Below are 24,576 nucleotides of genomic sequence, written 5' to 3' on the forward strand. Positions count from 1 at the left end.
GGAGAGGGGGACTCCCTGACCCACTCCTTTTCGCCGCTAAACCCCCCCACGGCAAGAAGAGGGGAAAGAGGTCCTCGACCCGGGGGGGGAGACGTCCCCCGGCCCCGACACATCAGCGGCGCCCCGGCTTCTGGTCGAGCAGGCCGGCCCGGCGCAGTGCGTCCGCCATCGCGCTGTTGGCCGGCGGGGGCGCCTGACGGGAGCCTGTGCCCTGGCGGCCCTGGCGCTGCTGCGGGGGGCGCCCGCCGCGCTGCCGGGCGCCGCCGGAGGGCTGGTTCTGCGGGGCCGCCTCGTCGTCCAGCCGCAGCGTCAGCGAGATCCGCTTGCGCGGGATGTCGACGTCCAGCACCTTCACCTTGACGATGTCACCCGGCTTCACCACGTCCCGGGGGTCCTTGACGAACGTCTTCGACATCGCGGACACGTGCACCAGACCGTCCTGGTGGACGCCGACGTCGACGAAGGCGCCGAACGCGGCGACGTTCGTGACCACGCCCTCCAGGACCATCCCGGCCGACAGGTCGGAGATCTTCTCCACGCCCTCCTTGAAGCTGGCCGTCTTGAACGCCGGCCGCGGGTCGCGCCCCGGCTTCTCCAGTTCCTTGAGGATGTCGGTCACCGTCGGCAGACCGAACGTCTCGTCCACGAAGTCGGACGCCTTCAGCGAGCGCAGCACCGCCGTGTTCCCGATCAGCGACGCCACCTCCTGACCCGTCGTCTTCACCATGCGCCGGACCACCGGGTACGCCTCCGGGTGCACGCTGGAGGCGTCCAGCGGGTCGTCACCGCCCCGGATCCGCAGGAAGCCCGCGCACTGCTCGTACGCCTTGGGCCCGAGCCGCGCCACGTTCTTCAGCTGGGCGCGGGACGTGAACGGGCCGTTGGCGTCGCGGTGCGCCACGATGTTCTCCGCGAGCCCGGAGGAGATACCGGAGACCCGGGCGAGCAGCGGAGCCGACGCCGTGTTGACGTCCACGCCCACGCCGTTCACACAGTCCTCCACCACCGCGTCCAGCGAGCGGGACAGCTTCACCTCGGACAGGTCGTGCTGGTACTGGCCGACACCGATCGACTTCGGGTCGATCTTCACCAGTTCGGCGAGCGGGTCCTGCAGACGGCGGGCGATGGAGACCGCGCCACGCAGCGACACGTCCATGTCCGGCAGCTCCTGCGAGGCGAACGCGGAGGCGGAGTACACCGACGCGCCCGCCTCGGACACCATCACCTTCGTCAGCTTCAACTCGGGGTGCCTGGCGATGAGTTCACCGGCGAGCTTGTCCGTCTCGCGGGACGCCGTGCCGTTGCCGATCGCGATCAGCTCGACCGCGTGCTCCTTGGCCAGCCGGGCCAGCTTGGCGATCGCCTCGTCCCACTTGTTGGCCGGGACGTGCGGGTGGATGACGTCCGTGGCGACCACCTTCCCGGTCGCGTCCACCACGGCCACCTTCACGCCCGTACGGAAACCGGGGTCCAGGCCCAGCGTCGCGCGAGTGCCGGCGGGGGCGGCGAGCAGCAGGTCGCGCAGATTCGCCGCGAAGACCTTGACGGCCTCGTCCTCGGCGGCCGTACGCAGCCTCAGCCGCAGGTCGATGCCGAGGTGCACCAGGATGCGGGTGCGCCAGGCCCAGCGGACCGTGTCCAGCAGCCACTTGTCGGCGGGGCGGCCGCGTTCGGCGATCCCGAAACGGTGCGCCACGATCCCCTCGTACGACGACGGGCCGTCCGTCGGCTCCTCCGGCTCCAGGACGAGGTCGAGTACCTCCTCCTTCTCGCCGCGCAGCAGGGCGAGGACCCGGTGCGAGGGCAGCTCGGTGAAGGGCTCGGCGAAGTCGAAGTAGTCGGCGAACTTGGCGCCCGCCTCCTCCTTGCCGTCCCGCACCTTGGACGCCAGACGCCCGCGCACCCACATCCGCTCGCGCAGTTCGCCGATCAGGTCCGCGTCCTCCGAGAACCGCTCGGTGAGGATCGCCCGCGCACCCTCCAGCGCGGCCTGCGGGTCCGGCACCCCCTTGTCGGCGTCGACGAACGCGGCCGCGGCGGCCAGAGGCTCCACCGTCGGGTCGTCGAGCAGGCCCCCGGCCAGCGGCTCGAGTCCCGCCTCGCGCGCGATCTGCGCCTTGGTGCGCCGCTTCGGCTTGTAGGGGAGGTAGATGTCCTCCAGGCGTGCCTTGGTCTCCGCGCCCCGGATCCGCTCCTCGAGCTCCTCGGTGAGCTTGCCCTGCTCGCGCACCGACTCGAGGATCGCCGTGCGCCGCTCCTCGAGCTCACGCAGATAGCGCAGCCGCTCCTCGAGGACGCGCAGCTGCGCATCGTCGAGCATCTCGGTCGCTTCCTTGCGGTAGCGGGCGATGAAGGGCACCGTCGAGCCGCCGTCCAGCAGCTCGACCGCGGCTTTCACCTGCCGCTCCCGTACGCCGAGCTCCTCGGCGATCCTGCCTTCGATGGACCCTGCTCCGAGGGACCCGGGTGTCGTCACGATCCCGTACCGCCTTCTCCACTGAGGTTGCGCGGCAATTGTGGCAGGTCGCACCGACAACGGGGGCACACAGGCTGTGTCACACCCCCAGGCGGGCGCACGCCGCCCGGCACGCGCGCTGATCCGGCTGGGATGGAACACGGGCTCCCAGGACACGACACGGGGCGGCGGAGCCGGGCTCCGCCGCCCCGTGATCGGGGTCCTCGGGCCCGCTCAGGCCCGGCGGGCGGAGCCCGAAGCCCCGCCGAACAGCCGGGCCAGTGCCCGGAACGGCAGCGTCACGACGGTCGCGACGGCGCCGCCGATCTGGCGCAGTACGTCTGCGATCGCACGGAACACAAGCTTCCCCTTTCGTCTCCCGGTGCGGACCATCGGGTGACGACCGGGTACCTCATGCCTTGCCGATCATGCCCTCCGGGAAGGCCCCGGCCGTAAGAGCCCTGGTCAGCAGCGCGCCCGCGAGATCCGTCAGCCGTTCGACGCCTGCGGCGCCGAGGTGTTCGTAGGGGGCCCGGTCCAGGCGGTCGGTCTCCGCTTCGATCTCCCCGCGCAGCGCGGTGCCCGCCTCGGTCAACTCGCCGTCCGCACCGAGCAGTCCACGTTCGCGCAGCCGCCCGCACGCGGCGTCCCAGTCGTCCGGGCTCCAGCCGCGCGTGCGGAGCGCCCACTTCGGGGACATGCCCTTGCCGGTCGCGGTGTGCGTCACCAGCGCCTCCACCGGATCGAGGTCCGTGGCCAGCAGCACCGCGAGATGGCCGTCGCCGCGGTGCTCCCGCAGCAGTGTGGTCGCGTGCCAGAACGCCAGGTGCGGCTCGTCGGGCACCGGCAGATCGGCGTGCGCGGCGTACAGCGGGCGCGCGTGCCGGGTGCACGCCTCAGTCGCGCGCAGCGCGAGCTCCGCCGCCTCGGCCATCTCCTTGGCGGCGACGGTCTCCTCGCCCAGCAGCCGCCGCAGCGTCGCGTCGACGGCACGCGCGCGTGCCGCGAGCACCACCTGGGGGGACGCCGTCTCCCACACGGCGGGCACGTGCCGTGCCACCAGCCCGGGGTGGAAGTTGAAGAACGCGGCCGTCACCACACCCGCGCCCACGGGGCCCATGGCGGCGGCCCGCACCGCGAAGTAGGCGGCCCTGCTGTCGGACACGCCCACGGCGGTCAGTTCCCGGTTCAGATCCGGCGAGAAGTAGTGCGTCGAGTGCAGCGGATTGATCACATTGTGGCAGCGCCGCCCGGCGCGCTCCGGCAGGGGAGAGGTCATGACCGGCAGGTTACCGACTGGTCGGTACGCCGGGAAGCGCGGGGGCCGGCATGGCTGCGAAGCAGAAGGCGCGACCAGCGACGAAAGGAAACCCGGGTCGTTCACCGCGGGGAGGAGTCAACTCGACGTGGTCCAGCCGAAGCGCGGCTGCCTGCGCTCCAGGAACGCGGCGACACCCTCCGCGGTGTCGCCGCTGCCGCGCGCCTGCTCCGCCCAGTACGCGTCCCGGTCCGTCCGTCCGTTCGCGAACTCCTTGGCCGCCGCCTGCGTCAGCTGTGAGCGTGCGGCCAGCACACGCGTGAACTCCGCCACCCGCTTGTCAAGTTCCCCCTCGGGCAGCACCTCCTCGACCAGGCCGGTGCGCAGCGCCCGTTCCGCCTCCACCAACTCGCCCGAGAACAGCAGGTACTTGGCGGTGCCCGGTCCCACCAGCGACACCAGCCGCCGGGTCGAGGAGGCCGGGTAGACGATTCCCAGCTTGGCGGGCGTCACCCCGAACAGCGCGCCTTCCTGCGCGAACCGCAGATCGCAGGCCACCGCGAGCTGAGCGCCGCCGCCCACGCAGTGCCCCCGGACCGCCGCCAGCGTCGGCTTCGGGAACGCGGCCAGCGCCTCCTCGGCCCGCACCGCGAGCGACTGTGCCCGCTCCGGCGACCCCCTCAGCGTGGAGATGTCGGCGCCCGCGCAGAAGGTGCCGCCCTCTCCGGTCAGCACCAGTGCCCGGACCATGGGGTCGGCGGCCAGGGCGTCGAGCAGCGGCGGCAGGGCCTCCCACATGCCGGCCGTCATGGCGTTCCGCTTGGCCGGGTGGTGGATGACGACGGTCGCGACCCCGTCGGCGACGCGGTGCAGCAGCTGGGGCTCCATACGCCGGATGCTATCCGCAGCCACCGAAGGCTCGACGGACGCCTACAACCCGAAGAGTTCGCAAGGTGGCGCGGCAAGGAGCAGGAGCGGTCACACAACTGACCGTGTCATACGCCAATGGTCAGATGTCGTCGATACCTGCTGACTTGTGTTCAGTCTTTTGGGACGGACCAGCGTATTCCCAACACTCGAGGTGTGGTGACAATCGAGCGCAAGGGTGGCGACCGGACGATGGAGAACGAAGGGCGAGGGTCCGGCCCACGCCCTGAAGGCGGCGGAAGGGCGCCGGATGGCGTGGGGCCGACGGGACCGCTGCCGTACGAGGGGGTGTGGCGGTTCGCCGCCGCCGCCGTGGACGCCTCGGTGCCGCAGGCGCGGCACGCCGTGCGGGACCTGCTCGTCCGCCAGGGCGTGCCGGTCTCGGACGACACCGTGCAGGCGCTGTTGCTGATCGTCTCCGAGCTGGTCACCAACGCGGTCCGGCACGCGGCGCTGCTGTCGCCGATGCTCGCCGTGGAGGTCGCCGTCGGTCCCGAGTGGGTGCGGGTGGCGGTGGAGGACGACCACCCCTACCGCCCGAGCGCGCTGGAGGCGGACCACGGCCGCACCGGGGGCCGGGGACTGCTCCTGGTGCGGGAGGTGACGAGGGAGGCCGGCGGGGTGTGCGACGTCGAGCACACGGCCGGCGGCGGCAAGGTGATCTGGGCCGCGCTTCCGCTCAAGCCCACGGGCGTCTTCTGAGCCGGCAAGGCCATCCACTGAGCCGGTCCGGCATCCGCGGACCGTGCGGGTCCGTCCGGACGGGCCGGACGGACCCTCGCTTCACCAGCCTGCGGACGGCCCGGTCAGCTCCCTGATCGCGGGCCGCGCCGCGTCCAGGACCGTCATGAACCACGAAGAGAATCTGTCCTCGGCGTGCCGCTGAGCCAGCTCCTCCGCGGTCACGAACACCGTCGCCCCGACCTCCTCCGGGTCCGGGTGCAGGGGGGACTGCACCAGACCGACGAAGAGGTGGTTGTACTCCTGCTCCACCAGGCCCGAGTCCGGATCCGGATGGTTGTATCGGACCGTGCCCGCCTCGGCGAGCAGCGACGGGGAGACGCCCAACTCCTCGTACGTCCGCCGGGCCGCCGCCGCGAACGGCGCCTCACCCGGGTAGGGGTGGCCGCAGCAGGTGTTCGACCAGACACCGGGGGAGTGGTACTTGCCCAGCGCCCGCTGCTGGAGCAGCAGCCGGCCCCGCTCGTCGAAGAGGAACACCGAGAACGCCCGGTGCAGCCGGCCCGGCGGCTGATGGGCGGCGAGCTTCTCGGCCGTGCCGATCGTGGTGCCGTTCTCGTCGACCAGCTCCAGCATGATGGCTTCGGCGGTGCCGTTCGACGAACGGTGCGTCGCGGTGGCAGGTGTGATCGGCATACCCATCCTTCGCATCGGTTGTCCAGCCCCAAGTCTGCCGTACGAATCCGGCACTCCCGGCACTTCGCTCCTCCCCGCATGTCCCGCCACGGACGCATCGAAAGCGGTCCGGGACCACACGCAGAGGACGCCGGAAGCGGTCGGATACCTGATCGTGCCCGTCGCCGCCGACGGGGAACCGCGCGGGGGCGCGTCCGCGGCAACCCCCGCCGGCGCACGCGCCGCGCACCCGGGGCGCACCCTGCGAGCCTCTCGGCGGGGTACCCGTGGCGCAGCCCCCGCGTGCGCCGCCGAGGGGCTCGCATCCCGCTCAGTCGTGGCGTGCCTCCGGGTGGTGCAGCAGCCAGCCCTGCCAGGCCGACTCCACCATGTCGCGCACCCCGCGCCGGGCCCTCCAGCCGAGCTCCCGCTCGGCGAGCGCGGACGACGCGACCGCGCGGGGCGCGTCCCCGGGGCGGCGCGGCTCGACGACCGCGGGCGTGCTGTCACCGGTCACCTCGCCGATGAGCGTGACGAGCTCCCGTACCGAGACGCCCTCGCCGCGGCCGACGTTGGCCGTCAGGTCGCCCGTCGCGCCCCCGGCCAGCCGCCGGGCGGCGGCGAGGTGCGCCTCGGCGAGGTCGGCGACGTGGATGTAGTCGCGGATGCACGTGCCGTCCGGTGTCGGATGGTCGTCGCCGAAGATCCGCGGGGCCTCGCCGCGGGTCAGCCGGTCGAAGACCATGGGTACGACGTTGAACACGCCCGTGTCGGCCAGCTCCGGCGCCGCCGCGCCCGCCACGTTGAAGTAGCGCAGACACACCGTCGCCATGCCGTGCGCCCGGCCCGCCGCCCGCACCAGCCACTCGCCCGCGAGCTTTGTCTCGCCGTACGGGCTCATCGGGACACAGGGGGTGTCCTCCGTGATGAGGTCCACACCCGGGTCGCCGTACACGGCCGCGGACGACGAGAACAGAAACCGCCTGATCCCCGCCTCCGCGACGGCGTCCAGCAGCGTGGCCAGACCGCCCACGTTCTCCCGGTAGTAGTGCGTCGGCCGCTCCACGGACTCGCCGACCTGCTTGCGCGCCGCGAGGTGCACCACACCGGTCACCTCGTGCTCGGCCAGGACACTCTTGAGCAGCTCGCCGTCCAGCGAGGAGCCCCGCACCAGCGCAATGCCCTCCGGAAGCCGGGAGGGAACGCCGGCCGAGAGGTCGTCCAGGACCAGGACGCGCTCTCCCTCGGCGGCCATCGCCCGCGCCACATGGGCTCCGATGTACCCGGCCCCGCCGGTGGTCAGCCACGTCATGGAGCCTCACCCTATGCCCGTCCGGCGAACGCCGTCCGGCCCCGTCCGCTCGGCTGCCGGGAATGGGTGGATCCGCACCCGCGGTTTGTGGCCTGCCCGTCCCATCCCCGATGATGATCGCGGCGGTGGCCGTGCAAACCGGGTTGATCAGCCCCTGAACGCCCGGTGAACGCGGGATTCCAGGCATCCGATAGCCTCTGCCGACACGCCGCCCGGCCCCGCCCGGGCGTACCGCATCGCACACATGACCGGCGCCCGGACGCGCGTCGGGCCTTCAGGGAGTGAGTTCGTCTGTCGACCGCCATCCTCACCGGACAGCCGGTCCCCGGATCGTCGCTCGAAGGCGATCTGCGGTCCCTCGGCTTCGACGTGCGGGTCGCCACCGGCACCGGTGACGCCGAGGCCCTCCTCGCCGCCGTGCCGGCGGGCCAGCGGGTCGCGATCGTCGACGCCCGCCTCGTGGGGCATCTGCACGCGCTGCGCCTCGGTCTGACCGACCCCCGCTTCCCGGCCGCCGCCGTGCCCGGTGCCGTCACCGCCCAGCCCGCCGCCCGCCAGGCCCTGACCCGTGCTCTGGCCCGCGAGAACTCCGCCGCGGCCGGCGGTGCGGCCGTGGTCACCGACAACCTCGCCGAGCGCATCGCCGCCGCCCTCGACGCCGACGGGATCCCGGTCCACCGCCCCGAACTCGGAACGCTGGTCGCCGCCGTCCCCACCGACCCCCAGTCCCGCAACGAGGCACGGCAGGCGGTCGCCGCCGTCGACGACGAGGCCGTCCGGCTGCGCAGCGCCGTCAAGGCCCGCGACGGCTTCTTCACCACCCACTTCATCAGCCCGTACTCGCGCTACATCGCCCGCTGGTGCGCCCGCCGCGGTCTGACCCCCAACCAGGTCACCACCGCCTCGCTGCTCACCGCCCTGATCGCGGCCGCCGCCGCGGCCACCGGCACCCGCGGCGGGTTCGTCGCGGCCGGCGTCCTGCTGATCCTTTCGTTCGTCCTGGACTGCACCGACGGCCAGCTCGCCCGCTACTCCCTGCAGTACTCGACGCTCGGCGCGTGGCTGGACGCCACCTTCGACCGGGTCAAGGAGTACGCCTACTACGCGGGCCTCGCCCTCGGCGCCGCCCGCGGCGGCGACGACGTGTGGGCGCTCGCGCTCGGCGCGATGGTCCTGCAGACGTGCCGGCACGTGGTCGACTTCGCGTTCAACGAGGCCAACCACGACGCGACCGCCAACACCAGCCCCACCGCGGCCCTCTCCGACCGCCTGGACAGCGTCGGCTGGACGGTGTGGGTGCGCCGGATGATCGTTCTGCCGATCGGGGAGCGCTGGGCGCTGATAGCCGTCCTGACGGCCGCCACCACCCCCCGCATCACCTTCGTCGTGCTGCTCATCGGCTGTGCGTTCGCGGCGACGTACACCACGGCGGGCCGGGTGCTCCGGTCGTTGACGCGCAAGGCGCGCCGCACCGACCGGGCTGCGATCGCCCTGGCCGACCTCGCCGACAGCGGCCCGCTCGTCGAACTGCTGCGGCGTGCCGCCCGCGGCACCTCCCGGTACACGGCGCCGTGCACCGCCCTCGTCGGCGGCGTTCTCGTGGTGGGCCCCGCCGTGCTGTGGGGCGCCGGATGGCAGACCGTCCTGGGCGCAGTCGGCTACACGCTGATGTCCGCCATCGCCGTGATGGGCACCCTCAAGGGCCCCCTCGACTGGCTCGTCCCCCCGCTCTTCCGGGCCGCCGAATACGGCACCGTCCTCGTCCTCGCGGCGAAATCCGGTGTGAACGGAGTGCTACCGGCGGCTTTCGGACTGGTGGCGGCCGTCGCCTACCATCACTACGACACGGTGTACCGCATCCGCGGCGACGCCGGCGCGCCGCCGCACTGGCTGGTGCGCGCGATCGGGGGGCACGAGGGCCGGACGCTGCTCGTCACGGTGCTGGCCGCGACTGTCACCGCGGCACAGTTCAAGGTCGCCCTCACGGCCCTCGCCGGGTACGTGGCCCTCGTGGTGCTCGTCGAGAGCATCCGCTTCTGGGTGGCCGCACACAAGGGCGGCGCACCCGCCGTACACGATGAAGGAGAACCCGCATGATCGGCCTCGTGCTGGCGGCCGGCGCCGGACGGCGCCTGCGCCCCTACACCGACACCCTGCCCAAGGCTCTGGTGCCGGTGGGGCCCGAGGGCGCGGAGGACAGCCTCACGGTCCTGGACCTCACGCTCGGCAACTTCGCCGAGGTGGGCCTGACCGAGGTCGGCGTCATCGTCGGATACCGCAAGGAGGCCGTGTACGAGCGCAAGGCGGCCCTGGAGCAGAAGTACGGCCTGAAGCTCACCCTGATCGACAACGACAAGGCCGAGGAGTGGAACAACGCCTACTCGCTGTGGTGCGGCCGTGACGCCCTCAAGGGCGGCGTGATCCTCGCCAACGGCGACACCGTCCACCCGGTCTCGGTCGAGAAGACCCTGCTCGCCGCCCGCGGCGACGGCAAGAAGATCATCCTCGCCCTCGACACGGTGAAGACGCTCGCCGACGAGGAGATGAAGGTCGTCGTGGACCCCGACAAGGGCGTCCAGAAGATCACCAAGCTGATGGACCCCGCCGAGGCGACCGGCGAGTACATCGGTGTCACCCTCATCGAGGGAGAGGCGGCCGAGGAGCTGGCCGACGCGCTCAAGGCCACCTTCGAGCGCGACCCGCAGTTGTACTACGAGGACGGCTACCAGGAGCTCGTCAACCGCGGCTTCAAGATCGACGTGGCGCCGATCGGCGACGTCCCGTGGGTCGAGATCGACAACCACGACGACCTGGCCCGGGGGCGGGAGATCGCGTGCCGGTACTGACGAGGCTCATCCCCTCGCCGCTCGTTGTGGACATCCGTGCGGGTGCCCTCGACGACCTGGCGTCCGTCCTCGCCGACGAGCGTGTCTCGCAGTCCGGCCGGCTCGCCATCGCCGTCAGCGGCGGTTCGGGCGCCCGGCTGCGTGAGCGGATCGCTCCCTCGCTGCCCGGTGCCACCTGGTTCGAGGTGGGCGGCGGCACCATCGACGACGCGGTCCGGCTGGCGAGCGACATGAAGTCGGGTCACTACGACGCGGTCGTCGGCCTGGGCGGCGGAAAGATCATCGACTGTGCCAAGTTCGCCGCCGCGCGCGTCGGTCTGCCGCTGGTCGCCGTCGCCACCAACCTCGCGCACGACGGCCTGTGCTCGCCGGTCGCCACCCTCGACAACGACGCGGGCCGCGGCTCGTACGGTGTGCCGAACCCGATCGCGGTCGTCATCGACCTGAACGTGATCCGTGAGGCCCCCGTCCGTTTCGTGCGCTCCGGTATCGGCGACGCCATCTCCAACATCTCCGCGGTCGCGGACTGGGAGCTGTCCAACCGCGTCAACGGCGAGAAGATCGACGGCCTGGCCGCCGCCATGGCCCGGCAGGCCGGCGAGGCCGTGCTGCGGCACCCGGACGGCATCGGCGACGACGGCTTCCTGCAGGTCCTGGCCGAGGCCCTGGTCCTCACCGGTATCGCCATGTCGGTGTCGGGCGACTCGCGCCCCTCCTCCGGTGCCTGCCACGAGATCAACCACGCCTTCGACCTGCTGTTCCCCAAGCGCGCGGCCGCCCACGGCGAGCAGTGCGGCCTGGGCGCCGCCTTCGCGATGTACCTGCGCGGGGCGCACGAGGAGGCGGCGTTCATGGCCCAGGTGCTGCGCCGGCACGGGCTGCCCGTGCTGCCGCAGGAGATCGGCTTCACGGTGGACGAGTTCGTCCGGGTCGTGGAGTACGCCCCGCAGACCCGGCCCGGCCGCTACACGATCCTCGAACACCTCGACCTGAAGCCCGAACAGATCAAGGACACCTACGCCGACTATGTCAAGGCCATCGGTAGCTGAACTCCGGCCCGTCGTCCACCCCGCAGGGGTGAAGGACCGGCGCAGCGGTGAGCACTGGATGGGACGCCTCTACATGCGAGAGGTGTCCCTGCGGGTCGACCGCTACCTGGTCAACACCAGGGTCACGCCCAACCAGCTCACGTACCTGATGACCGTCTTCGGCGTGCTCTCGGCCCCGGCACTGCTCGTGCCGGGGATCTGGGGCGCCGTGCTCGGCGTCGTGTGCGTCCAGCTGTACCTACTCCTGGACTGCGTCGACGGTGAGATCGCGCGCTGGAAGAAGCAGTACTCGCTGGGCGGGGTGTACCTGGACCGCGTCGGCGCCTACCTCACCGATGCCGCCGTGCTCGTCGGCTTCGGTCTGCGCGCCGCCGACCCGTGGGGCAGCGGCCGTATCGACTGGCTGTGGGCCTTCCTCGGGACGCTGGCCGCGCTCGGCGCCATCCTCATCAAGGCGGAGACGGACCTGGTCGGCGTCGCCCGCCACCAGGCCGGCAAGCCGCCGGTCAAGGAGGACGCCTCTCAGATGCGCTCCTCCGGCATGGCCCTGGCCCGCAAGGCCGCCGCCGCGCTCAAGTTCCACCGGCTGATCCTGGGCATCGAGGCGTCCCTGCTGATCCTGGTCCTGGCAATCGTGGACACGGTGCGGGGGGACCTGTTCTTCGAGCGGCTCGGTGTGGCCGTGCTGGCCGGCATCGCGCTGCTCCAGACGGTGCTCCACCTCGTGTCCATCCTCGCCTCCAGCAGGCTGAGGTGAGCCGCCCCGCCGAGGGCGGTGCCACCTCCGGCGGCGCCATGAAGGTCGGGGCCGTCATCATCACGATGGGCAACCGCCCGGCCGAGCTCCGCGCCCTCCTCGACTCGGTGGCCAAGCAGGACGGCGACCCCGTCGAGGTGGTCGTGGTCGGCAACGGCTCCCCGGTCCCGGACGTCCCCGAGGGCGTCCGCACGATCGAGCTGCCCGAGAACCTCGGCATCCCCGGGGGCCGCAATGTCGGCATCGAGGCCTTCGGCCCCGGCGGCGCCGACGTCGACGTGCTGCTCTTCCTCGACGACGACGGCCTGCTCGCCCGCACCGACACCGCCGAGCTGTGCCGGGCGGCCTTCGCCGCCGACCCTCGGCTCGGCATCATCAGCTTCCGCATCGCCGATCCCGACACCGGCGAGACCCAGCGCCGCCACGTGCCCCGGCTGCGCGCCTCCGACCCGCTGCGCTCCTCGCGGGTGACCACCTTCCTGGGCGGCGCCAACGCCGTCCGCACGAAGGTGTTCGCCGAGGTCGGCGGCCTGCCGGACGAGTTCTTCTACGCCCACGAGGAGACCGACCTGGCCTGGCGGGCCCTGGACGCGGGCTGGATGATCGACTACCGGTCGGACATGGTGCTGTACCACCCCACGACCGCGCCCTCCCGGCACGCGGTCTACCACCGGATGGTCGCCCGCAACCGGGTGTGGCTCGCCCGCCGCAACCTGCCCGCCGTCCTCGTCCCGGTCTATCTGGGTGTCTGGATGCTCCTGACGCTGCTGCGCCGCCCCTCGCGGGCCGCCCTGAGGGCCTGGTTCGGCGGCTTCCGGGAGGGCTGGACGACCCCGTGCGGACCCCGTCGGCCCATGCGGTGGCGTACGGTCTGGCGGCTCACTCGACTGGGACGGCCCCCGGTGATCTGACAAGCTCGGTACTCGGAAGCCGGCGGAGGGACCCACATCTCGGCTCCCCACCCGCGCGCGGAACCACCGCGCATCCCGAAACGGAGAGTTTGCCAACCTGTGAGTGAGACAACGCATGACGGGCGCGCCGCGGTGACCGCCGGCCCGTCCGCCGATGGCGGGCTGAGTCCGGCCGAGCTGGCCGCCAAGTACGGGCTCTCGGTCAGCGGTGCCCGGCCCGGACTCGTCCGCTACGTCCGCCAGCTGTGGGGACGGCGTCACTTCATCCTCGCCTTCTCGCAGGCGAAGCTCACCGCCCAGTACAGCCAGGCCAAGCTCGGCCAGCTGTGGCAGGTCGCCACCCCGCTGCTGAACGCGCTCGTGTACTACTTCATCTTCGGGCTGATCCTGAAGGCCAGCCGGGGCATGTCGCACGGGACGTACATCCCGTTCCTGGTGACCGGCGTGTTCGTGTTCACCTTCACCCAGAGCTCGATCATGGCGGGCGTCCGGGCGATCTCCGGCAATCTGGGCCTGGTGCGGGCCCTGCACTTCCCGCGCGCCTCGCTGCCCATCTCGTTCGCGCTGCAGCAGCTCCAGCAGCTGCTCTTCTCGATGATCGTGCTGTTCGCCGTCGCCATCGGGTTCGGCAGCTACCCGCGGCTTTCGTGGCTGCTGATCGTCCCGGTCCTGGTGCTGCAGTTCCTCTTCAACACCGGCCTGTCGCTGATCGTGGCGCGCATGGGTGCCAAGACCCCGGACCTCGCCCAGCTGATGCCCTTCATCCTGCGCACCTGGATGTACACCTCCGGCGTCATGTTCTCCATCCACGGCATGCTCGTCGGGCGCCCTGAATGGTTCATCCGCACCCTGCAGGTGAACCCGGCCGCCGTCTACATGGACCTGATGCGCTTCGCCCTGATCAAGGACTACGGCACGTCCAACCTCCCGCCGCACGTGTGGGCCATCGCGCTGTTCTGGGCCGTGGTCGTCTTCGCCGGCGGGTTCGTGTACTTCTGGAAGGCTGAGGAGCGGTACGGCCGTGGCTGAGCAGAACACCGGGGCCGGGGTGCCCACCGTCATCGCCGACGACCTGCACATCGTCTACCGCGTCAACGGTGCCAGAACCGGCAAGGGCAGCGCGACCGCCGCTCTGAACCGCATCCTCAAGCGGGGCTCCGACGACGTGGCGCGTGGTGTCCGCAGGGTGCACGCGGTCAGGGGAGTGTCGTTCGTCGCCTACCGCGGCGAGGCCGTCGGCCTGATCGGCTCCAACGGCTCCGGCAAGTCCACGCTGCTGCGCGCCATCGCCGGACTGCTGCCCCCGGAGAGGGGCAGGGTCTACACCGACGGCCAGCCCTCGCTGCTCGGCGTCAACGCGGCCCTCATGAACGACCTGACGGGCGAGCGCAACGTCATCCTGGGCGGTCTGGCCATGGGCATGTCCCGGGAGGAGATCAAGGCCCGCTACCACGAGATCGTCGACTTCTCCGGCATCAACGACAAGGGCGACTTCATCACCCTGCCGATGCGCACCTACTCCTCCGGCATGGCCGCCCGGCTGCGCTTCTCCATCGCCGCCGCCAAGGACCACGACGTCCTCATGATCGACGAGGCCCTCGCCACCGGCGACCGCGCCTTCCAGAAGCGGTCCGAGGACCGCATCCGGGAGCTGCGCAAGGAGGCGGGCACGGTGTTTCTGGTCAGTCACAACAACAAATCCATCCGTGACACCTGCAACCGCGTCCTGTGGCTGGAACGCGGTGAACTCCGGATGGACGGCCCCACAGAAGAGGTCCTCAAGGAGTACGAGAAGTTCACAGGCAAGTAATCCACGCCGCCCCGGGGCCCCGTCGCAACGTTTGGGCGGGGCCCCGCGTCTGCAAAGGAAACGTCAACTCGGGCTTGTCTCAGGAATCTTGGCGCCAATCGGTGTGTTGTTGTGATGTGCAGGACACCCCGCCGAAGCTCCCTGCGTTGTACAACGTAAGCTGTGACGGTGCTGATTCGCGGCAAGTGGGGCGATAATGCCATACACCCCCACACCTGTCGCGCTGCACGGACAGCTGGGCGGCGTGTCCGAAAGAGGTTGTATTGGGTCGGCGGTGTAGAACGGGAGATGTGACGGCAATGGCTACGGAAAGTCTCCAGCTCCGCGGGACATGTGCCGTCCCCGCGTCGGGCGGCGAGCGGTGACGCAAGCCGGGACGGCGCGCACCGGCGACCCGGAGCGCGGCACCCTCGACAAGGCCGCGGACGAGAACTTCCCCGTGGCGCCGTTCTTCCTGCCGAAGGCGTGGCGGGAAGACCTCATGGCCGTCTACGGCTTCGCCCGGCTGGTCGACGACATCGGTGACGGCGACCTCGCCCCCGGTGGGTCCGACGCCCGCCTGCTCGGCGTGTCGCCCGAGGAGGCCGAGGACCGCCTGATCCTCCTGGACGCCTTCGAGGCCGACCTGCGCCGGGTCTTCGACGCGACACCCCGTCACCCCCTCCTGCGCCGGCTGCAGCCCACGGTCCGGCGCGCCGGCCTGACCCCCGAGCCGTTCCTCGGCCTGATCGCCGCCAACCGCCAGGACCAGCTCGTCAAGCGGTACGAGACGTACGACGACCTCCTCGGCTACTGCGAACTCTCCGCCAACCCGGTCGGCCGCCTCGTCCTCGCCGTGACCGGCACCTCCACCCCCGAGCGAGTCCGCCGTTCCGACGCGATCTGCACGGCGCTGCAGATCGTCGAACACCTGCAGGACGTCGCCGAGGACCTCGGCCGCGACCGCGTCTATCTGCCCGCCGCGGACATGAAGCGCTTCCACGTGCGGGAGACGGACCTCGCCACGCCCACAGCGGGCGCATCGGTGCGCGCACTGGTCGCGTACGAAGCAGAACGCGCCCGCGATCTCCTGAATGAAGGCGCCCCCCTGGTGGGTAGCGTCCACGGCAGGCTGAAGCTGCTGCTCGCGGGCTTCGTGGCGGGAGGAAGGGCGGCCATCCACGCGATCGCCGCAGCCCACTACGACGTACTTCCCGGCCCGCCCAAGCCCGGCAAGCTCCGGTTGCTGCGCGAGGTGGGCGTGAGTCTGCGAGGAGAGGGGTGATCCGGACCGTGGAGTCGGAAGAACACGTGTCCCCACCGGTACTCGCCGCGTACCGCTACTGCGAGGCCGTGACCGGGCAGCAGGCCCGTAACTTCGCCTACGGGATCAGGCTCCTGCCGACGCCGAAGCGCCGCGCCATGTCGGCGCTCTACGCGTTCTCCCGGCGTGTCGACGACATCGGTGACGGCGAGCTGGCGGCCGACGTCAAGACGGCACGGTTGGAGGAGACGCGCGCGCTGCTGGCCCGTATCCGCGACAAGGCGGTGGCCGAGGACGACACCGATCCGGTCGCGGTCGCCCTCACCCATGCCGCCCGGCACTTCCCGATCCCCCTCGGCGGCCTCGACGAACTCATCGACGGCGTCCTGATGGACGTACGCGGCGAGACCTACGAGACCTGGGACGATCTGAAGGTCTACTGCCGCTGTGTCGCCGGGGCCATCGGACGGCTCTCGCTCGGCGTGTTCGGCACGGAGCCGGGGGCGCGCGGCACCGAGCGTGCGCCAGAGTATGCCGACACGCTCGGACTCGCGCTGCAACTCACCAACATCCTCAGGGACATCCGTGAGGACGCCGAGGGCGGCCGCGTCTACCTCCCCGCCGACGATCTCGCCAAGTTCGGCTGTTCGGCCGGCTTCCACGGACCGACCCCACCCGAGGGCTCCGACTTCGCGGGCCTCGTGCACTTCGAAGTGCGTCGGGCCCGCGCCCTTTTCGCCGAGGGCTACCGGCTGCTGCCCATGCTCGACCGGCGCAGCGGCGCCTGCGTCGCCGCCATGGCCGGCATCTACCGCCGGCTCCTGGACCGTATCGAGCGCGAGCCGGAGGCCGTGCTGCGCGGCCGGGTCTCGCTGCCCGGGCGTGAGAAGGCGTACGTCGCCGTGCGGGGCCTGTCGGGGCTCGACGCGCGGAACGTCTCCCGGCGGGTCGTCAGGAGGCGTGTGTGATCGACACCCCGGTTCCGCCCGCCACCTCCGAAAAGCGGCAGGCAACCCTCCGGTGCGGCGCGGCGTCCCTGACTGCGACGGCCTGCCGTGCATCGTTCAAGCACCACGGTGGACCGGCACGGGAGGAAGCACGATGAGCGACGGCACCCAGGCGGAGGACCCGGTCGCGGACACCCCGGGTCACCGCGGTATGCCGTCCTCGCCCGGGACGTCCGCCGTGGTGGTCGGCGGCGGACTCGCCGGCATCACGGCCGCGCTGGCGCTCGCCGACGCCGGCGTGCGGGTCACCCTCCTGGAGGGACGGCCGCGGCTCGGCGGACTCGCTTTCTCCTTCCACCGCGGCGATCTGACGGTCGACAACGGCCAGCACGTCTACTTGCGCTGCTGCACCGCGTACCGCTGGTTCCTCGACCGCATCGACGCCTCCACGCTCGCGCCCCTGCAGGATCGTCTCGACGTGCCCGTCCTCGACGCGAACGCCGCACCGGGACGGCGGCTCGGCAGACTACGGCGCGACGCGCTGCCCGTACCCTTGCATCTCGGGCGCAGCCTGGCCACCTATCCGCATCTCTCGCTCGCCGAGCGCGCCAAGGTGGGGCGTGCCGCGCTGGCGCTGCGAGCACTGGACCTCGCGGACCCCGCGCTCGACGCGCAGGACTTCGGCAGCTGGCTGGCCGCGCACGGTCAGTCGGCGCGTGCCGTCGAGGCACTGTGGGACCTCGTCGGGGTCGCCACCCTCAACGCGGTGGCCGGCGACGCCTCGCTCGGGCTCGCCGCGATGGTGTTCAAGACGGGCCTGCTGTCCGACCCGGGTGCGGCCGACATCGGCTGGGCACGCGTCCCGCTGGGCGAACTGCACGACCGGCTGGCCCGCAAGGCGCTCGACTCCGCGGGCGTGCGTACCGAACTCCGTACACGCGTCACCTCCATCTCCACTGACGAAAACGGGCTCTGGAACGTTCAGGTTCCCGGCGAGCGCATCGAAACGGACGCCGTCGTCCTCGCCGTACCGCAGCGCGAGGCCCACGATCTGCTGCCCCCGGGCGCCCTGGAGGCCCCCGAGCGGCTGCTGGACATCGGCACCGCGCCGATCCTCAACATCCATGTCGTCTACGACCGCAAGGTGCTCAACCGCCCGTTCTTCGCGGCCCTCGGCTCCCCGGTCCAGTGGGTCTTCGACCGCACCGAGGCCTCCGGACTGCGTGAGGGCCAGTACCTGGCGCTGTCGCAGTCGGCGGCCCAGGGGGAGATCGACGAGCCGGTCGCCGTACTGCGCGAACGTTATCTGCCGGAACTCCAGCGGCTGTTGCCCGCCACCCGCGGCGCCCAGGTGAAGGACTTCTTCGTGACCCGGGAGCGCACGGCGACGTTCGCCCCCGGCCCCGGTGTCGGGCGCCTGCGGCCCGGCGCCCGCACCAAGGTCCCCGGCCTCTGCCTGGCCGGCGCGTGGACCGCCACCGGGTGGCCCGCGACCATGGAGAGTGCGGTCCGCAGTGGCATCAGTGCGGCGGGCGCCGCACTCGGCGCGCTGGGCCGGTCCGGCGCCCACCTTCCCGATCTCTTCGAGGAGGCGGCATGAGCGTCGATTCGCCGGCAGCAGCCCCCCGCACCCCCGGTATCGCAACAAGAGGAGAGACCGTGCCCACTGTGCCCCCGGCCGAGACGGCCGCCCCGAGGACCGCGGTGGACGTGTCCGCGCTCCTGGAGCGCGGCCGGACCCTGGCCACCCCGGTGCTGCGGTCGGCCGTCGACCGCCTGGCGCCGCCGATGGACACCGTCGCCGCCTACCACTTCGGCTGGATCGACGCCCAGGGCAACCCCGCGGACGGCGACGGCGGCAAGGCCGTGCGCCCCGCGCTGGCCCTGCTGTCCGCCGAGGCAGCCGGCCGGGCGCCCGAGGTGGGCGTGCCCGGCGCGGTCGCGGTCGAGCTGGTGCACAACTTCTCCCTGCTGCACGACGACCTGATGGACGGTGACGAGCAGCGCCGCCACCGCGACACCGTGTGGAAGGTGCACGGCCCCGCGCAGGCCATCCTGGTCGGTGACGCGCTGTTCGCCCTGGCCAACGAGGTGCTGCTGGAGCTCGGCACCGTCGAGGCCGGCCGCGCCACCCGTCGGCTGACCACCGCCACCCGAGCCCTCATCGACGGTCAGGCCCAGGACATCTCCTACGAGCACCGCGAGCGGGTCACCGTCGCCGAGTGCCTGGAGATGGAGGGCAACAAGACCGGCGCCCTGCTCGCCTGCGCCTCCTCCATCGGCGCGGTCCTCGGCGGCGCGGACGACGCGACGGCCGACACGCTGGAGAAGTACGGCTACCACCTCGGCCTCGCCTTCCAGGCCGTCGACGACCTCCTCGGCATCTGGGGCGACCCGGACGCCACCGGAAAGCAGACCTGGAGCGATCTGCGCCAGCGCAAGAAGTCCCTGCCGGTCGTGGCCGCGCTCGCGGCGGGCGGAGAAGCCTCCGAGCGGCTCGGCGAGCTTCTCGCCGAGGACGCCAAGAGCAGCGACTTCGAGAACTTCTCCGAGGAGGAGTTCGCCGCGCGCGCCGCCCTCATCGAGGAGGCCGGCGGCCGGGAATGGACCGCTCAGGAGGCGCGTCGCCAGCACGCGATCGCCATCGAAGCCCTGGACGCCGTCCGGATGCCCCAGGAGGTGCGCGACCGGTTCACGGCGCTCGCCGACTTCGTCGTCGTACGAAAGAGATGATCACTATCGGTCGAATACACCTCGCGTAGTCGCCGGCCGGTGCCCTGAGCGCACGCGCACCGGCCGACGGCGGACCCACAGCAGCACGATTTCGCACGACTGCACGAAGGGGAAGCCATGACAGCGACGACCGACGGAAGCCCCGGGGCCCTGCCGCCCCGTGCTGCCTCGGCCAGCGACACCAGCGAACCGATCCCGGGGGCGGCCGGGGCCGGGGGCACTCGAGACGCCGCCGAGCGCGCCATGCGGCGCGCCACGGACTTCCTGCTCGCGCGTCAGGACGCCCAGGGCTGGTGGAAGGGCGACCTCGAGACAAACGTCACGATGGACGCCGAGGACCTCATGCTGCGTCAGTTCCTCGACATTCGTGACGAGAAGACCACGCAGGCCGCCGCGCTGTTCATCCGCGGCGAGCAGCGCGACGACGGCACCTGGGCCACCTTCTACGGCGGACCCGGCGAACTGTCCACCACCATCGAGGCGTACGTCGCCCTGCGCCTGGCCGGCGACGCGCCGGACGAACCCCACATGGCGAAGGCGTCCGCCTGGATCCGCGAGCAGGGCGGCATCGCCGCCGCCCGCGTCTTCACCCGGATCTGGCTCGCCCTGTTCGGCTGGTGGAAGTGGGAGGACCTGCCCGAACTCCCGCCGGAGCTGATCTGGTTCCCCAAGTGGATGCCGCTGAACATCTACGACTTCGGCTGCTGGGCACGGCAGACCATCGTGCCGCTCACCATCGTCTCCGCCAAGCGTCCGGTGCGGCCCGCGCCGTTCCCGCTCGACGAGCTGCACGCCGACCCGGACCACCCCAACCCGGAGAGAGACCTCGCCCCGGTGGCGAGCTGGGACGGCGTCTTCCAGCGGCTCGACAAGGCGCTGCACCAGTTCCGCAAGGTCGCCCCGCGCCGGCTGCGCGGGGCCGCCATGAACACCGCCGCCCGCTGGATCATCGAGCGGCAGGAGAACGACGGCTGCTGGGGCGGGATCCAGCCACCCGCGGTCTACTCGGTCATCGCCCTGCATCTGCTCGGCTACGACCTCCAGCACCCGGTGATGCGCGAGGGCATCGCCTCGCTGGACCGTTTCGCCGTCTGGCGCGAGGACGGCGCCCGCATGATCGAGGCGTGCCAGTCCCCGGTGTGGGACACCTGTCTCGCGACCATCGCGCTCGCCGACGCGGGCCTGCCCGCCGACCACCCTCAGCTGGTCAAGGCGGCCGACTGGATGCTCGGCGAGCAGATCGTCCGGCCCGGCGACTGGTCGGTGCGTCGGCCCCAGCTGCCGCCGGGCGGCTGGGCGTTCGAGTTCCACAACGACAACTACCCCGACATCGACGACACGGCCGAGGTCGTCCTCGCGCTGCGCCGGGTCAGGCACCACGACCCGGACCGGCTGGAGAAGGCCATCGGGCGCGGAGTGCGCTGGAACCTCGGGATGCAGTCGAAGAACGGCGCATGGGGCGCCTTCGACGTGGACAACACGAGCCCGTTCCCCAATCGGCTGCCGTTCTGCGACTTCGGCGAGGTCATCGACCCGCCGTCCGCCGACGTCACCGCGCACGTCGTGGAGATGCTCGCGGTCGAGGGCCTCGCCCACGACCCGCGCACCCGCCGCGGCATCGAGTGGCTGCTGGCCGAACAGGAGCCGGACGGCTCGTGGTTCGGACGCTGGGGAGTCAACTACGTCTACGGCACCGGGTCCGTGGTGCCCGCCTTGGCGGCGGCAGGTATCCCCGCCGCGCACCCGGCGATCCGCCGTGCCGTCGCCTGGCTGGAGAGCGTGCAGAACGACGACGGCGGCTGGGGCGAGGACCTGCGCTCCTACAAGGACGCCGGGAAGTGGAGCGGTAGGGGCGCCTCCACCGCCTCGCAGACGGCGTGGGCCCTGCTCGCGCTGCTGGCCGCGGGGGAGAGCGAGTCCAAGGCCGTCGAGCGCGGCATCGAGTTCCTCGCCCAGACCCAGAACGAGGACGGCTCCTGGGACGAGCCGTACTTCACCGGCACCGGCTTCCCCTGGGACTTCTCCATCAACTACCACCTCTACCGGCAGGTCTTCCCGCTCACCGCGCTGGGCCGCTATGTGCACGGCGAGCCCTTCGCCAAGGCCAAGGGGAGCTGATGAGCGTCAAGCCCGAGCCGGCCCCGCTGCTGATCGCCTGTGCGCTCGGCATCGAGCACCTCGCCCTGCGCAGCGGCGGTCACAGCGGCGCCGACGGGCCCGTCAGCGTACTCCGTACGGGTATGGGACCCCGGTCGGCCGAACGCTCGGTCACCCGGGCGCTCGGCGAGCCGGGCTTCGCTCATGCGGCTGTCCTCGCCACGGGATTCTGTGCGGGACTCGCACCCGGGATGCACCCCGGTGACCTGGTCGTCGCCGAGGAGACCCGGGACCCGCGCGGCACCACCCCGTGCGAGGGCACCGACCTGCTCGTGAAGGAACTCGTGCGCGCCGTCCCGGGGCGCACCGTCCACACCGGACCGCTCACCGGCTCGGACCACGTCGTCCGCGGTCAGGAGCGGTCGGAACTGCGCGCGACCGGCGCGATCGCGGTCGACATGGAGTCCGCGGCCACGCTCCTGAGCGCGGTACGGACCGGGCCGCGCCCGGTTGCGGCCGTCCGGGTGGTCGTGGACGCTCCAGAACATGAACTCGTCCGGATCGGCACCGTACGCGGTGGAATATCAGCTTTCCGTGTTCTTCGTGCCGTGCTGCCAGTTTTCTTCGAATGGCACCGATCTTTGCTGCTCCCCAGGAGGTGAGCCAGATGGCCATGCCGCTGCGCCAGTCCATCAAGGTGGCGACCTATCTCTTCGAACAGAAGCTGCGCAAGCGGGACAAGTTTCCGCTCATCGTGGAACTGGAACCGCTTTTCGCCTGCAATCTGAAGTGTGAGGGCTGCGGCAAGATCCAGCATCCGGCGGGAGTGCTCAAGCAGCGCATGCCGGTGGCGCAGGCCGTGGGAGCGGTTCTGGAGTCCGGCGCGCCGATGGTGTCGATCGCGGGCGGCGAGCCGCTGATGCACCCGCAGATCGACGAGATCGTGCGGCAGTTGGTGGCGCGCAAGAAGTACGTCTTCCTGTGCACCAACGCCATGCTGCTGCGCAAGAAGATGGACAAGTTCACGCCGTCCCCGTACTTCGCGTTCGCCGTGCACATCGACGGCCTGCGCGAGCGGCACGACGAGTCCGTGGCGAAGGAGGGTGTGTTCGACGAGGCGGTGGAGGCCATCAAGGAGGCCAAGCGGCGCGGCTTCCGGGTCACCACCAACTCGACCTTCTTCAACACGGACACCCCGCAGACCGTCATCGAGGTGCTCAACTACCTCAATGACGACCTGAAGGTGGACGAGATGATGATCTCGCCCGCCTACGCCTACGAGAAGGCACCCGACCAGGAGCACTTCCTCGGCGTCGAGCAGACCCGTGAGCTGTTCAAGAAGGCGTTCGCGGGCGGCAACCGCGGCCGCTGGCGGCTCAACCACTCGCCGCTGTTCCTCGACTTCCTCGAGGGCAAGGTCGACTTCCCCTGCACGGCGTGGGCGATCCCAAACTACTCCCTCTTCGGCTGGCAGCGGCCCTGCTACCTGATGAGCGACGGGTACGTGCCGACCTACCGGGAGCTGATCGAGGAGACCGACTGGGACAAGTACGGCCGCGGCAAGGACCCGCGCTGCGCCAACTGCATGGCGCACTGTGGCTACGAGCCCACCGCCGTCCTCGCCACCATGGGCTCCCTGAAGGAGTCCCTGCGGGCCATGCGCGAGACCGTCCAGCAGAACAACGGGTGAATCTGATGACCGCCGTTCCTCTGGGCGTCCCCGAGGTACCGGTCCGGCCGATCGCCGAGCGGCGCATGTCGCGGCAGATCCATGTCGGGCCGGTGGCGGTCGGGGGCGGGGCCCCGGTGTCGGTGCAGTCGATGACGACGACCCGTACGTCGGACATCGGCGCCACCCTGCAGCAGATCGCGGAACTCACCGCCTCCGGCTGCCAGATCGTCCGCGTCGCCTGCCCCACGCAGGACGACGCGGACGCCCTCGCCACGATCGCGCGCAAGTCGCAGATCCCGGTGATCGCCGACATCCACTTCCAGCCGAAGTACGTGTTCGCGGCGATCGAGGCGGGCTGCGCGGCCGTTCGGGTGAACCCCGGCAACATCAAGCAGTTCGACGACAAGGTCAAGGAGATCGCGAAGGCCGCCAGGGACCACGGCACCCCGATCCGGATCGGGGTGAACGCGGGTTCTCTGGACAAGCGGCTGCTGAAGAAGTACGGCAAGGCGACCCCGGAGGCGCTGGTGGAGTCCGCGCTGTGGGAGGCCTCGCTCTTCGAGGAGCACGACTTCCGGGACATCAAGATCTCCGTCAAGCACAACGACCCGGTCGTGATGATCGAGGCCTACCGGCAACTGGCCGCCCAGTGCGACTACCCGCTGCACCTCGGCGTGACGGAGGCCGGACCCGCCTTCCAGGGCACGATCAAGTCGGCGGTGGCGTTCGGCGCGTTGCTGTCGCAGGGCATCGGCGACACGATCCGGGTGTCGCTGTCGGCGCCTCCCGCCGAGGAGGTCAAGGTCGGCATCCAGATCCTTCAGTCGCTGGGCCTCAGGCAGCGGCGCCTGGAGATCGTTTCCTGCCCGTCCTGCGGGCGCGCCCAGGTCGACGTGTACAAGCTCGCGGACGAGGTCACCGCCGGCCTCGAGGGCATGGAGGTGCCGCTGCGGGTCGCGGTCATGGGCTGTGTGGTCAACGGCCCCGGGGAGGCACGGGAGGCGGACCTGGGGGTCGCCTCCGGCAACGGCAAGGGCCAGATCTTCGTCAAGGGCGAGGTCGTCAAGACCGTGCCCGAGTCCAAGATCGTGGAGACCCTCATCGAGGAGGCGATGAGGATCGCCGAGCGGATGGAGAAGGACGGCGTCGGGCCGGGAGCGCCGGCCGTCACCGTGAGTTGAACAGCACGGACCGAGAGGGGGC

The 24,576-nt window shown here is 71.2% G+C and carries 23 protein-coding genes; 17 read left to right on the plus strand and 6 right to left on the minus strand.

What is annotated here, in order from left to right; all coding sequences use genetic code 11:
• Positions 1-112: 112 nt before the first annotated feature.
• The 4 genes from ACZ7L1_RS34835 to ACZ7L1_RS34850 form a co-directional block, all read right to left on the minus strand.
• Positions 113-2,476, minus strand: a complete 2,364-nt coding sequence (locus ACZ7L1_RS34835; RefSeq protein WP_471443113.1) for a Tex family protein — start codon at positions 2,474-2,476, stop codon at positions 113-115.
• A 213-nt stretch (positions 2,477-2,689) separates the two neighbouring features.
• Complete coding sequence (locus tag ACZ7L1_RS34840; RefSeq protein ID WP_258053467.1) at positions 2,690-2,815, minus strand: LPFR motif small protein; 126 nt, start codon at positions 2,813-2,815, stop codon at positions 2,690-2,692.
• 52 nt (positions 2,816-2,867) lie between these two features.
• A complete protein-coding gene (locus tag ACZ7L1_RS34845) occupies positions 2,868-3,734 on the minus strand; it encodes an SCO6745 family protein (RefSeq protein ID WP_471443115.1) in 867 nt (288 codons plus the stop codon).
• A 117-nt stretch (positions 3,735-3,851) separates the two neighbouring features.
• Positions 3,852-4,601 (minus strand): enoyl-CoA hydratase/isomerase family protein, encoded by a 750-nt coding sequence (locus ACZ7L1_RS34850; protein ID WP_471443117.1) that lies wholly within the window; start codon positions 4,599-4,601, stop codon positions 3,852-3,854.
• A 231-nt stretch (positions 4,602-4,832) separates the two neighbouring features.
• On the opposite strand from ACZ7L1_RS34850, the gene ACZ7L1_RS34855 reads away from it, so the two are divergent.
• A complete protein-coding gene (locus tag ACZ7L1_RS34855) occupies positions 4,833-5,342 on the plus strand; it encodes an ATP-binding protein (protein ID WP_471443180.1) in 510 nt (169 codons plus the stop codon).
• An 81-nt stretch (positions 5,343-5,423) separates the two neighbouring features.
• Here the strand turns inward: ACZ7L1_RS34855 and idi are convergent, their stop codons facing one another.
• Together idi and galE are read right to left on the minus strand one after the other, a co-directional pair.
• On the minus strand, positions 5,424-6,017 hold the full coding sequence (gene idi / locus ACZ7L1_RS34860; RefSeq protein ID WP_471443119.1) for an isopentenyl-diphosphate Delta-isomerase: 594 nt from the start codon (positions 6,015-6,017) through the stop codon (positions 5,424-5,426).
• A 310-nt stretch (positions 6,018-6,327) separates the two neighbouring features.
• A complete protein-coding gene (gene galE, locus ACZ7L1_RS34865; RefSeq protein WP_471443121.1) occupies positions 6,328-7,308 on the minus strand; it encodes a UDP-glucose 4-epimerase GalE in 981 nt (326 codons plus the stop codon).
• A gap of 291 nt (positions 7,309-7,599) precedes the next feature.
• Between galE and ACZ7L1_RS34870 the strand changes: the two genes are divergently transcribed.
• From ACZ7L1_RS34870 to ispG, 16 genes are all read left to right on the plus strand, one after another.
• The gene (locus ACZ7L1_RS34870; protein WP_471443182.1) at positions 7,600-9,405 is read left to right on the plus strand and encodes a DUF5941 domain-containing protein; all 1,806 of its coding nucleotides are present in this window, start codon (positions 7,600-7,602) and stop codon (positions 9,403-9,405) included.
• Positions 9,402-10,154, plus strand: coding sequence for a phosphocholine cytidylyltransferase family protein (locus ACZ7L1_RS34875; RefSeq protein ID WP_471443123.1), 753 nt, complete (start codon positions 9,402-9,404; stop codon positions 10,152-10,154). The genes ACZ7L1_RS34870 and ACZ7L1_RS34875 overlap by 4 nt, the downstream gene beginning before the upstream one ends.
• Positions 10,142-11,203 carry an iron-containing alcohol dehydrogenase family protein gene (locus tag ACZ7L1_RS34880; protein ID WP_471443125.1) on the plus strand — a complete coding sequence of 354 codons (1,062 nt, stop codon included), beginning with the start codon at positions 10,142-10,144 and terminating at the stop codon, positions 11,201-11,203. Before ACZ7L1_RS34875 ends, ACZ7L1_RS34880 begins: the two co-directional genes overlap by 13 nt.
• Positions 11,181-11,960: a CDP-alcohol phosphatidyltransferase family protein gene (locus ACZ7L1_RS34885; RefSeq protein ID WP_471443127.1), complete on the plus strand. Its 780-nt coding sequence runs from the start codon at positions 11,181-11,183 to the stop codon at positions 11,958-11,960. The genes ACZ7L1_RS34880 and ACZ7L1_RS34885 overlap by 23 nt, the downstream gene beginning before the upstream one ends.
• Positions 11,961-11,998: 38 nt before the next feature.
• Positions 11,999-12,871, plus strand: coding sequence for a glycosyltransferase family 2 protein (locus ACZ7L1_RS34890; protein ID WP_471443184.1), 873 nt, complete (start codon positions 11,999-12,001; stop codon positions 12,869-12,871).
• Between the two features lie 99 nt (positions 12,872-12,970).
• Positions 12,971-13,900: an ABC transporter permease gene (locus ACZ7L1_RS34895; RefSeq protein ID WP_471443129.1), complete on the plus strand. Its 930-nt coding sequence runs from the start codon at positions 12,971-12,973 to the stop codon at positions 13,898-13,900.
• Positions 13,893-14,681: an ABC transporter ATP-binding protein gene (locus ACZ7L1_RS34900; RefSeq protein ID WP_471443131.1), complete on the plus strand. Its 789-nt coding sequence runs from the start codon at positions 13,893-13,895 to the stop codon at positions 14,679-14,681. The genes ACZ7L1_RS34895 and ACZ7L1_RS34900 overlap by 8 nt, the downstream gene beginning before the upstream one ends.
• Before the next feature lie 361 nt (positions 14,682-15,042).
• The gene (gene hpnC, locus ACZ7L1_RS34905) at positions 15,043-15,945 is read left to right on the plus strand and encodes a squalene synthase HpnC (protein ID WP_471443133.1); all 903 of its coding nucleotides are present in this window, start codon (positions 15,043-15,045) and stop codon (positions 15,943-15,945) included.
• Entirely contained in the window at positions 15,942-16,892 is a 951-nt protein-coding gene (gene hpnD / locus ACZ7L1_RS34910) for a presqualene diphosphate synthase HpnD (protein ID WP_471443135.1), read from the plus strand. The genes hpnC and hpnD overlap by 4 nt, the downstream gene beginning before the upstream one ends.
• Positions 16,889-17,029: a DUF6380 family protein gene (locus ACZ7L1_RS34915; RefSeq protein ID WP_471443137.1), complete on the plus strand. Its 141-nt coding sequence runs from the start codon at positions 16,889-16,891 to the stop codon at positions 17,027-17,029. The genes hpnD and ACZ7L1_RS34915 overlap by 4 nt, the downstream gene beginning before the upstream one ends.
• A complete protein-coding gene (hpnE, locus tag ACZ7L1_RS34920; protein WP_471443139.1) occupies positions 17,026-18,471 on the plus strand; it encodes a hydroxysqualene dehydroxylase HpnE in 1,446 nt (481 codons plus the stop codon). The genes ACZ7L1_RS34915 and hpnE overlap by 4 nt, the downstream gene beginning before the upstream one ends.
• Positions 18,468-19,604, plus strand: coding sequence for a polyprenyl synthetase family protein (locus tag ACZ7L1_RS34925; RefSeq protein WP_471443141.1), 1,137 nt, complete (start codon positions 18,468-18,470; stop codon positions 19,602-19,604). Before hpnE ends, ACZ7L1_RS34925 begins: the two co-directional genes overlap by 4 nt.
• A gap of 117 nt (positions 19,605-19,721) precedes the next feature.
• A complete protein-coding gene (gene shc, locus ACZ7L1_RS34930; RefSeq protein ID WP_471443143.1) occupies positions 19,722-21,722 on the plus strand; it encodes a squalene--hopene cyclase in 2,001 nt (666 codons plus the stop codon).
• On the plus strand, positions 21,722-22,363 hold the full coding sequence (locus ACZ7L1_RS34935; protein ID WP_471443145.1) for a phosphorylase family protein: 642 nt from the start codon (positions 21,722-21,724) through the stop codon (positions 22,361-22,363). Before shc ends, ACZ7L1_RS34935 begins: the two co-directional genes overlap by 1 nt.
• A gap of 5 nt (positions 22,364-22,368) precedes the next feature.
• A complete protein-coding gene (gene hpnH / locus ACZ7L1_RS34940) occupies positions 22,369-23,391 on the plus strand; it encodes an adenosyl-hopene transferase HpnH (RefSeq protein WP_471443186.1) in 1,023 nt (340 codons plus the stop codon).
• Positions 23,392-23,396: 5 nt separating this feature from the next.
• Positions 23,397-24,554, plus strand: coding sequence for a flavodoxin-dependent (E)-4-hydroxy-3-methylbut-2-enyl-diphosphate synthase (gene ispG / locus ACZ7L1_RS34945; RefSeq protein WP_471443147.1), 1,158 nt, complete (start codon positions 23,397-23,399; stop codon positions 24,552-24,554).
• Positions 24,555-24,576 lie beyond the last annotated feature (22 nt).

Source organism: Streptomyces sp. NPDC107546 (assembly GCF_055639175.1).

Coding starts and splice junctions, on each gene's coding strand:
- galE (WP_471443121.1), bottom strand. CDS start 7,308: ATGACGTGGCTGACCACCGGCGGGGCCGGGTACATCGGAGCCCATGTG.
- idi (WP_471443119.1), bottom strand. CDS start 6,017: ATGCCGATCACACCTGCCACCGCGACGCACCGTTCGTCGAACGGCACC.
- hpnE (WP_471443139.1), top strand. CDS start 17,026: ATGAGCGACGGCACCCAGGCGGAGGACCCGGTCGCGGACACCCCGGGT.
- ACZ7L1_RS34875 (WP_471443123.1), top strand. CDS start 9,402: ATGATCGGCCTCGTGCTGGCGGCCGGCGCCGGACGGCGCCTGCGCCCC.
- ispG (WP_471443147.1), top strand. CDS start 23,397: ATGACCGCCGTTCCTCTGGGCGTCCCCGAGGTACCGGTCCGGCCGATC.
- ACZ7L1_RS34925 (WP_471443141.1), top strand. CDS start 18,468: ATGAGCGTCGATTCGCCGGCAGCAGCCCCCCGCACCCCCGGTATCGCA.
- ACZ7L1_RS34855 (WP_471443180.1), top strand. CDS start 4,833: ATGGAGAACGAAGGGCGAGGGTCCGGCCCACGCCCTGAAGGCGGCGGA.
- ACZ7L1_RS34845 (WP_471443115.1), bottom strand. CDS start 3,734: ATGACCTCTCCCCTGCCGGAGCGCGCCGGGCGGCGCTGCCACAATGTG.
- shc (WP_471443143.1), top strand. CDS start 19,722: ATGACAGCGACGACCGACGGAAGCCCCGGGGCCCTGCCGCCCCGTGCT.
- hpnH (WP_471443186.1), top strand. CDS start 22,369: ATGGCCATGCCGCTGCGCCAGTCCATCAAGGTGGCGACCTATCTCTTC.
- ACZ7L1_RS34885 (WP_471443127.1), top strand. CDS start 11,181: ATGTCAAGGCCATCGGTAGCTGAACTCCGGCCCGTCGTCCACCCCGCA.
- ACZ7L1_RS34890 (WP_471443184.1), top strand. CDS start 11,999: ATGAAGGTCGGGGCCGTCATCATCACGATGGGCAACCGCCCGGCCGAG.
- ACZ7L1_RS34935 (WP_471443145.1), top strand. CDS start 21,722: ATGAGCGTCAAGCCCGAGCCGGCCCCGCTGCTGATCGCCTGTGCGCTC.
- ACZ7L1_RS34850 (WP_471443117.1), bottom strand. CDS start 4,601: ATGGAGCCCCAGCTGCTGCACCGCGTCGCCGACGGGGTCGCGACCGTC.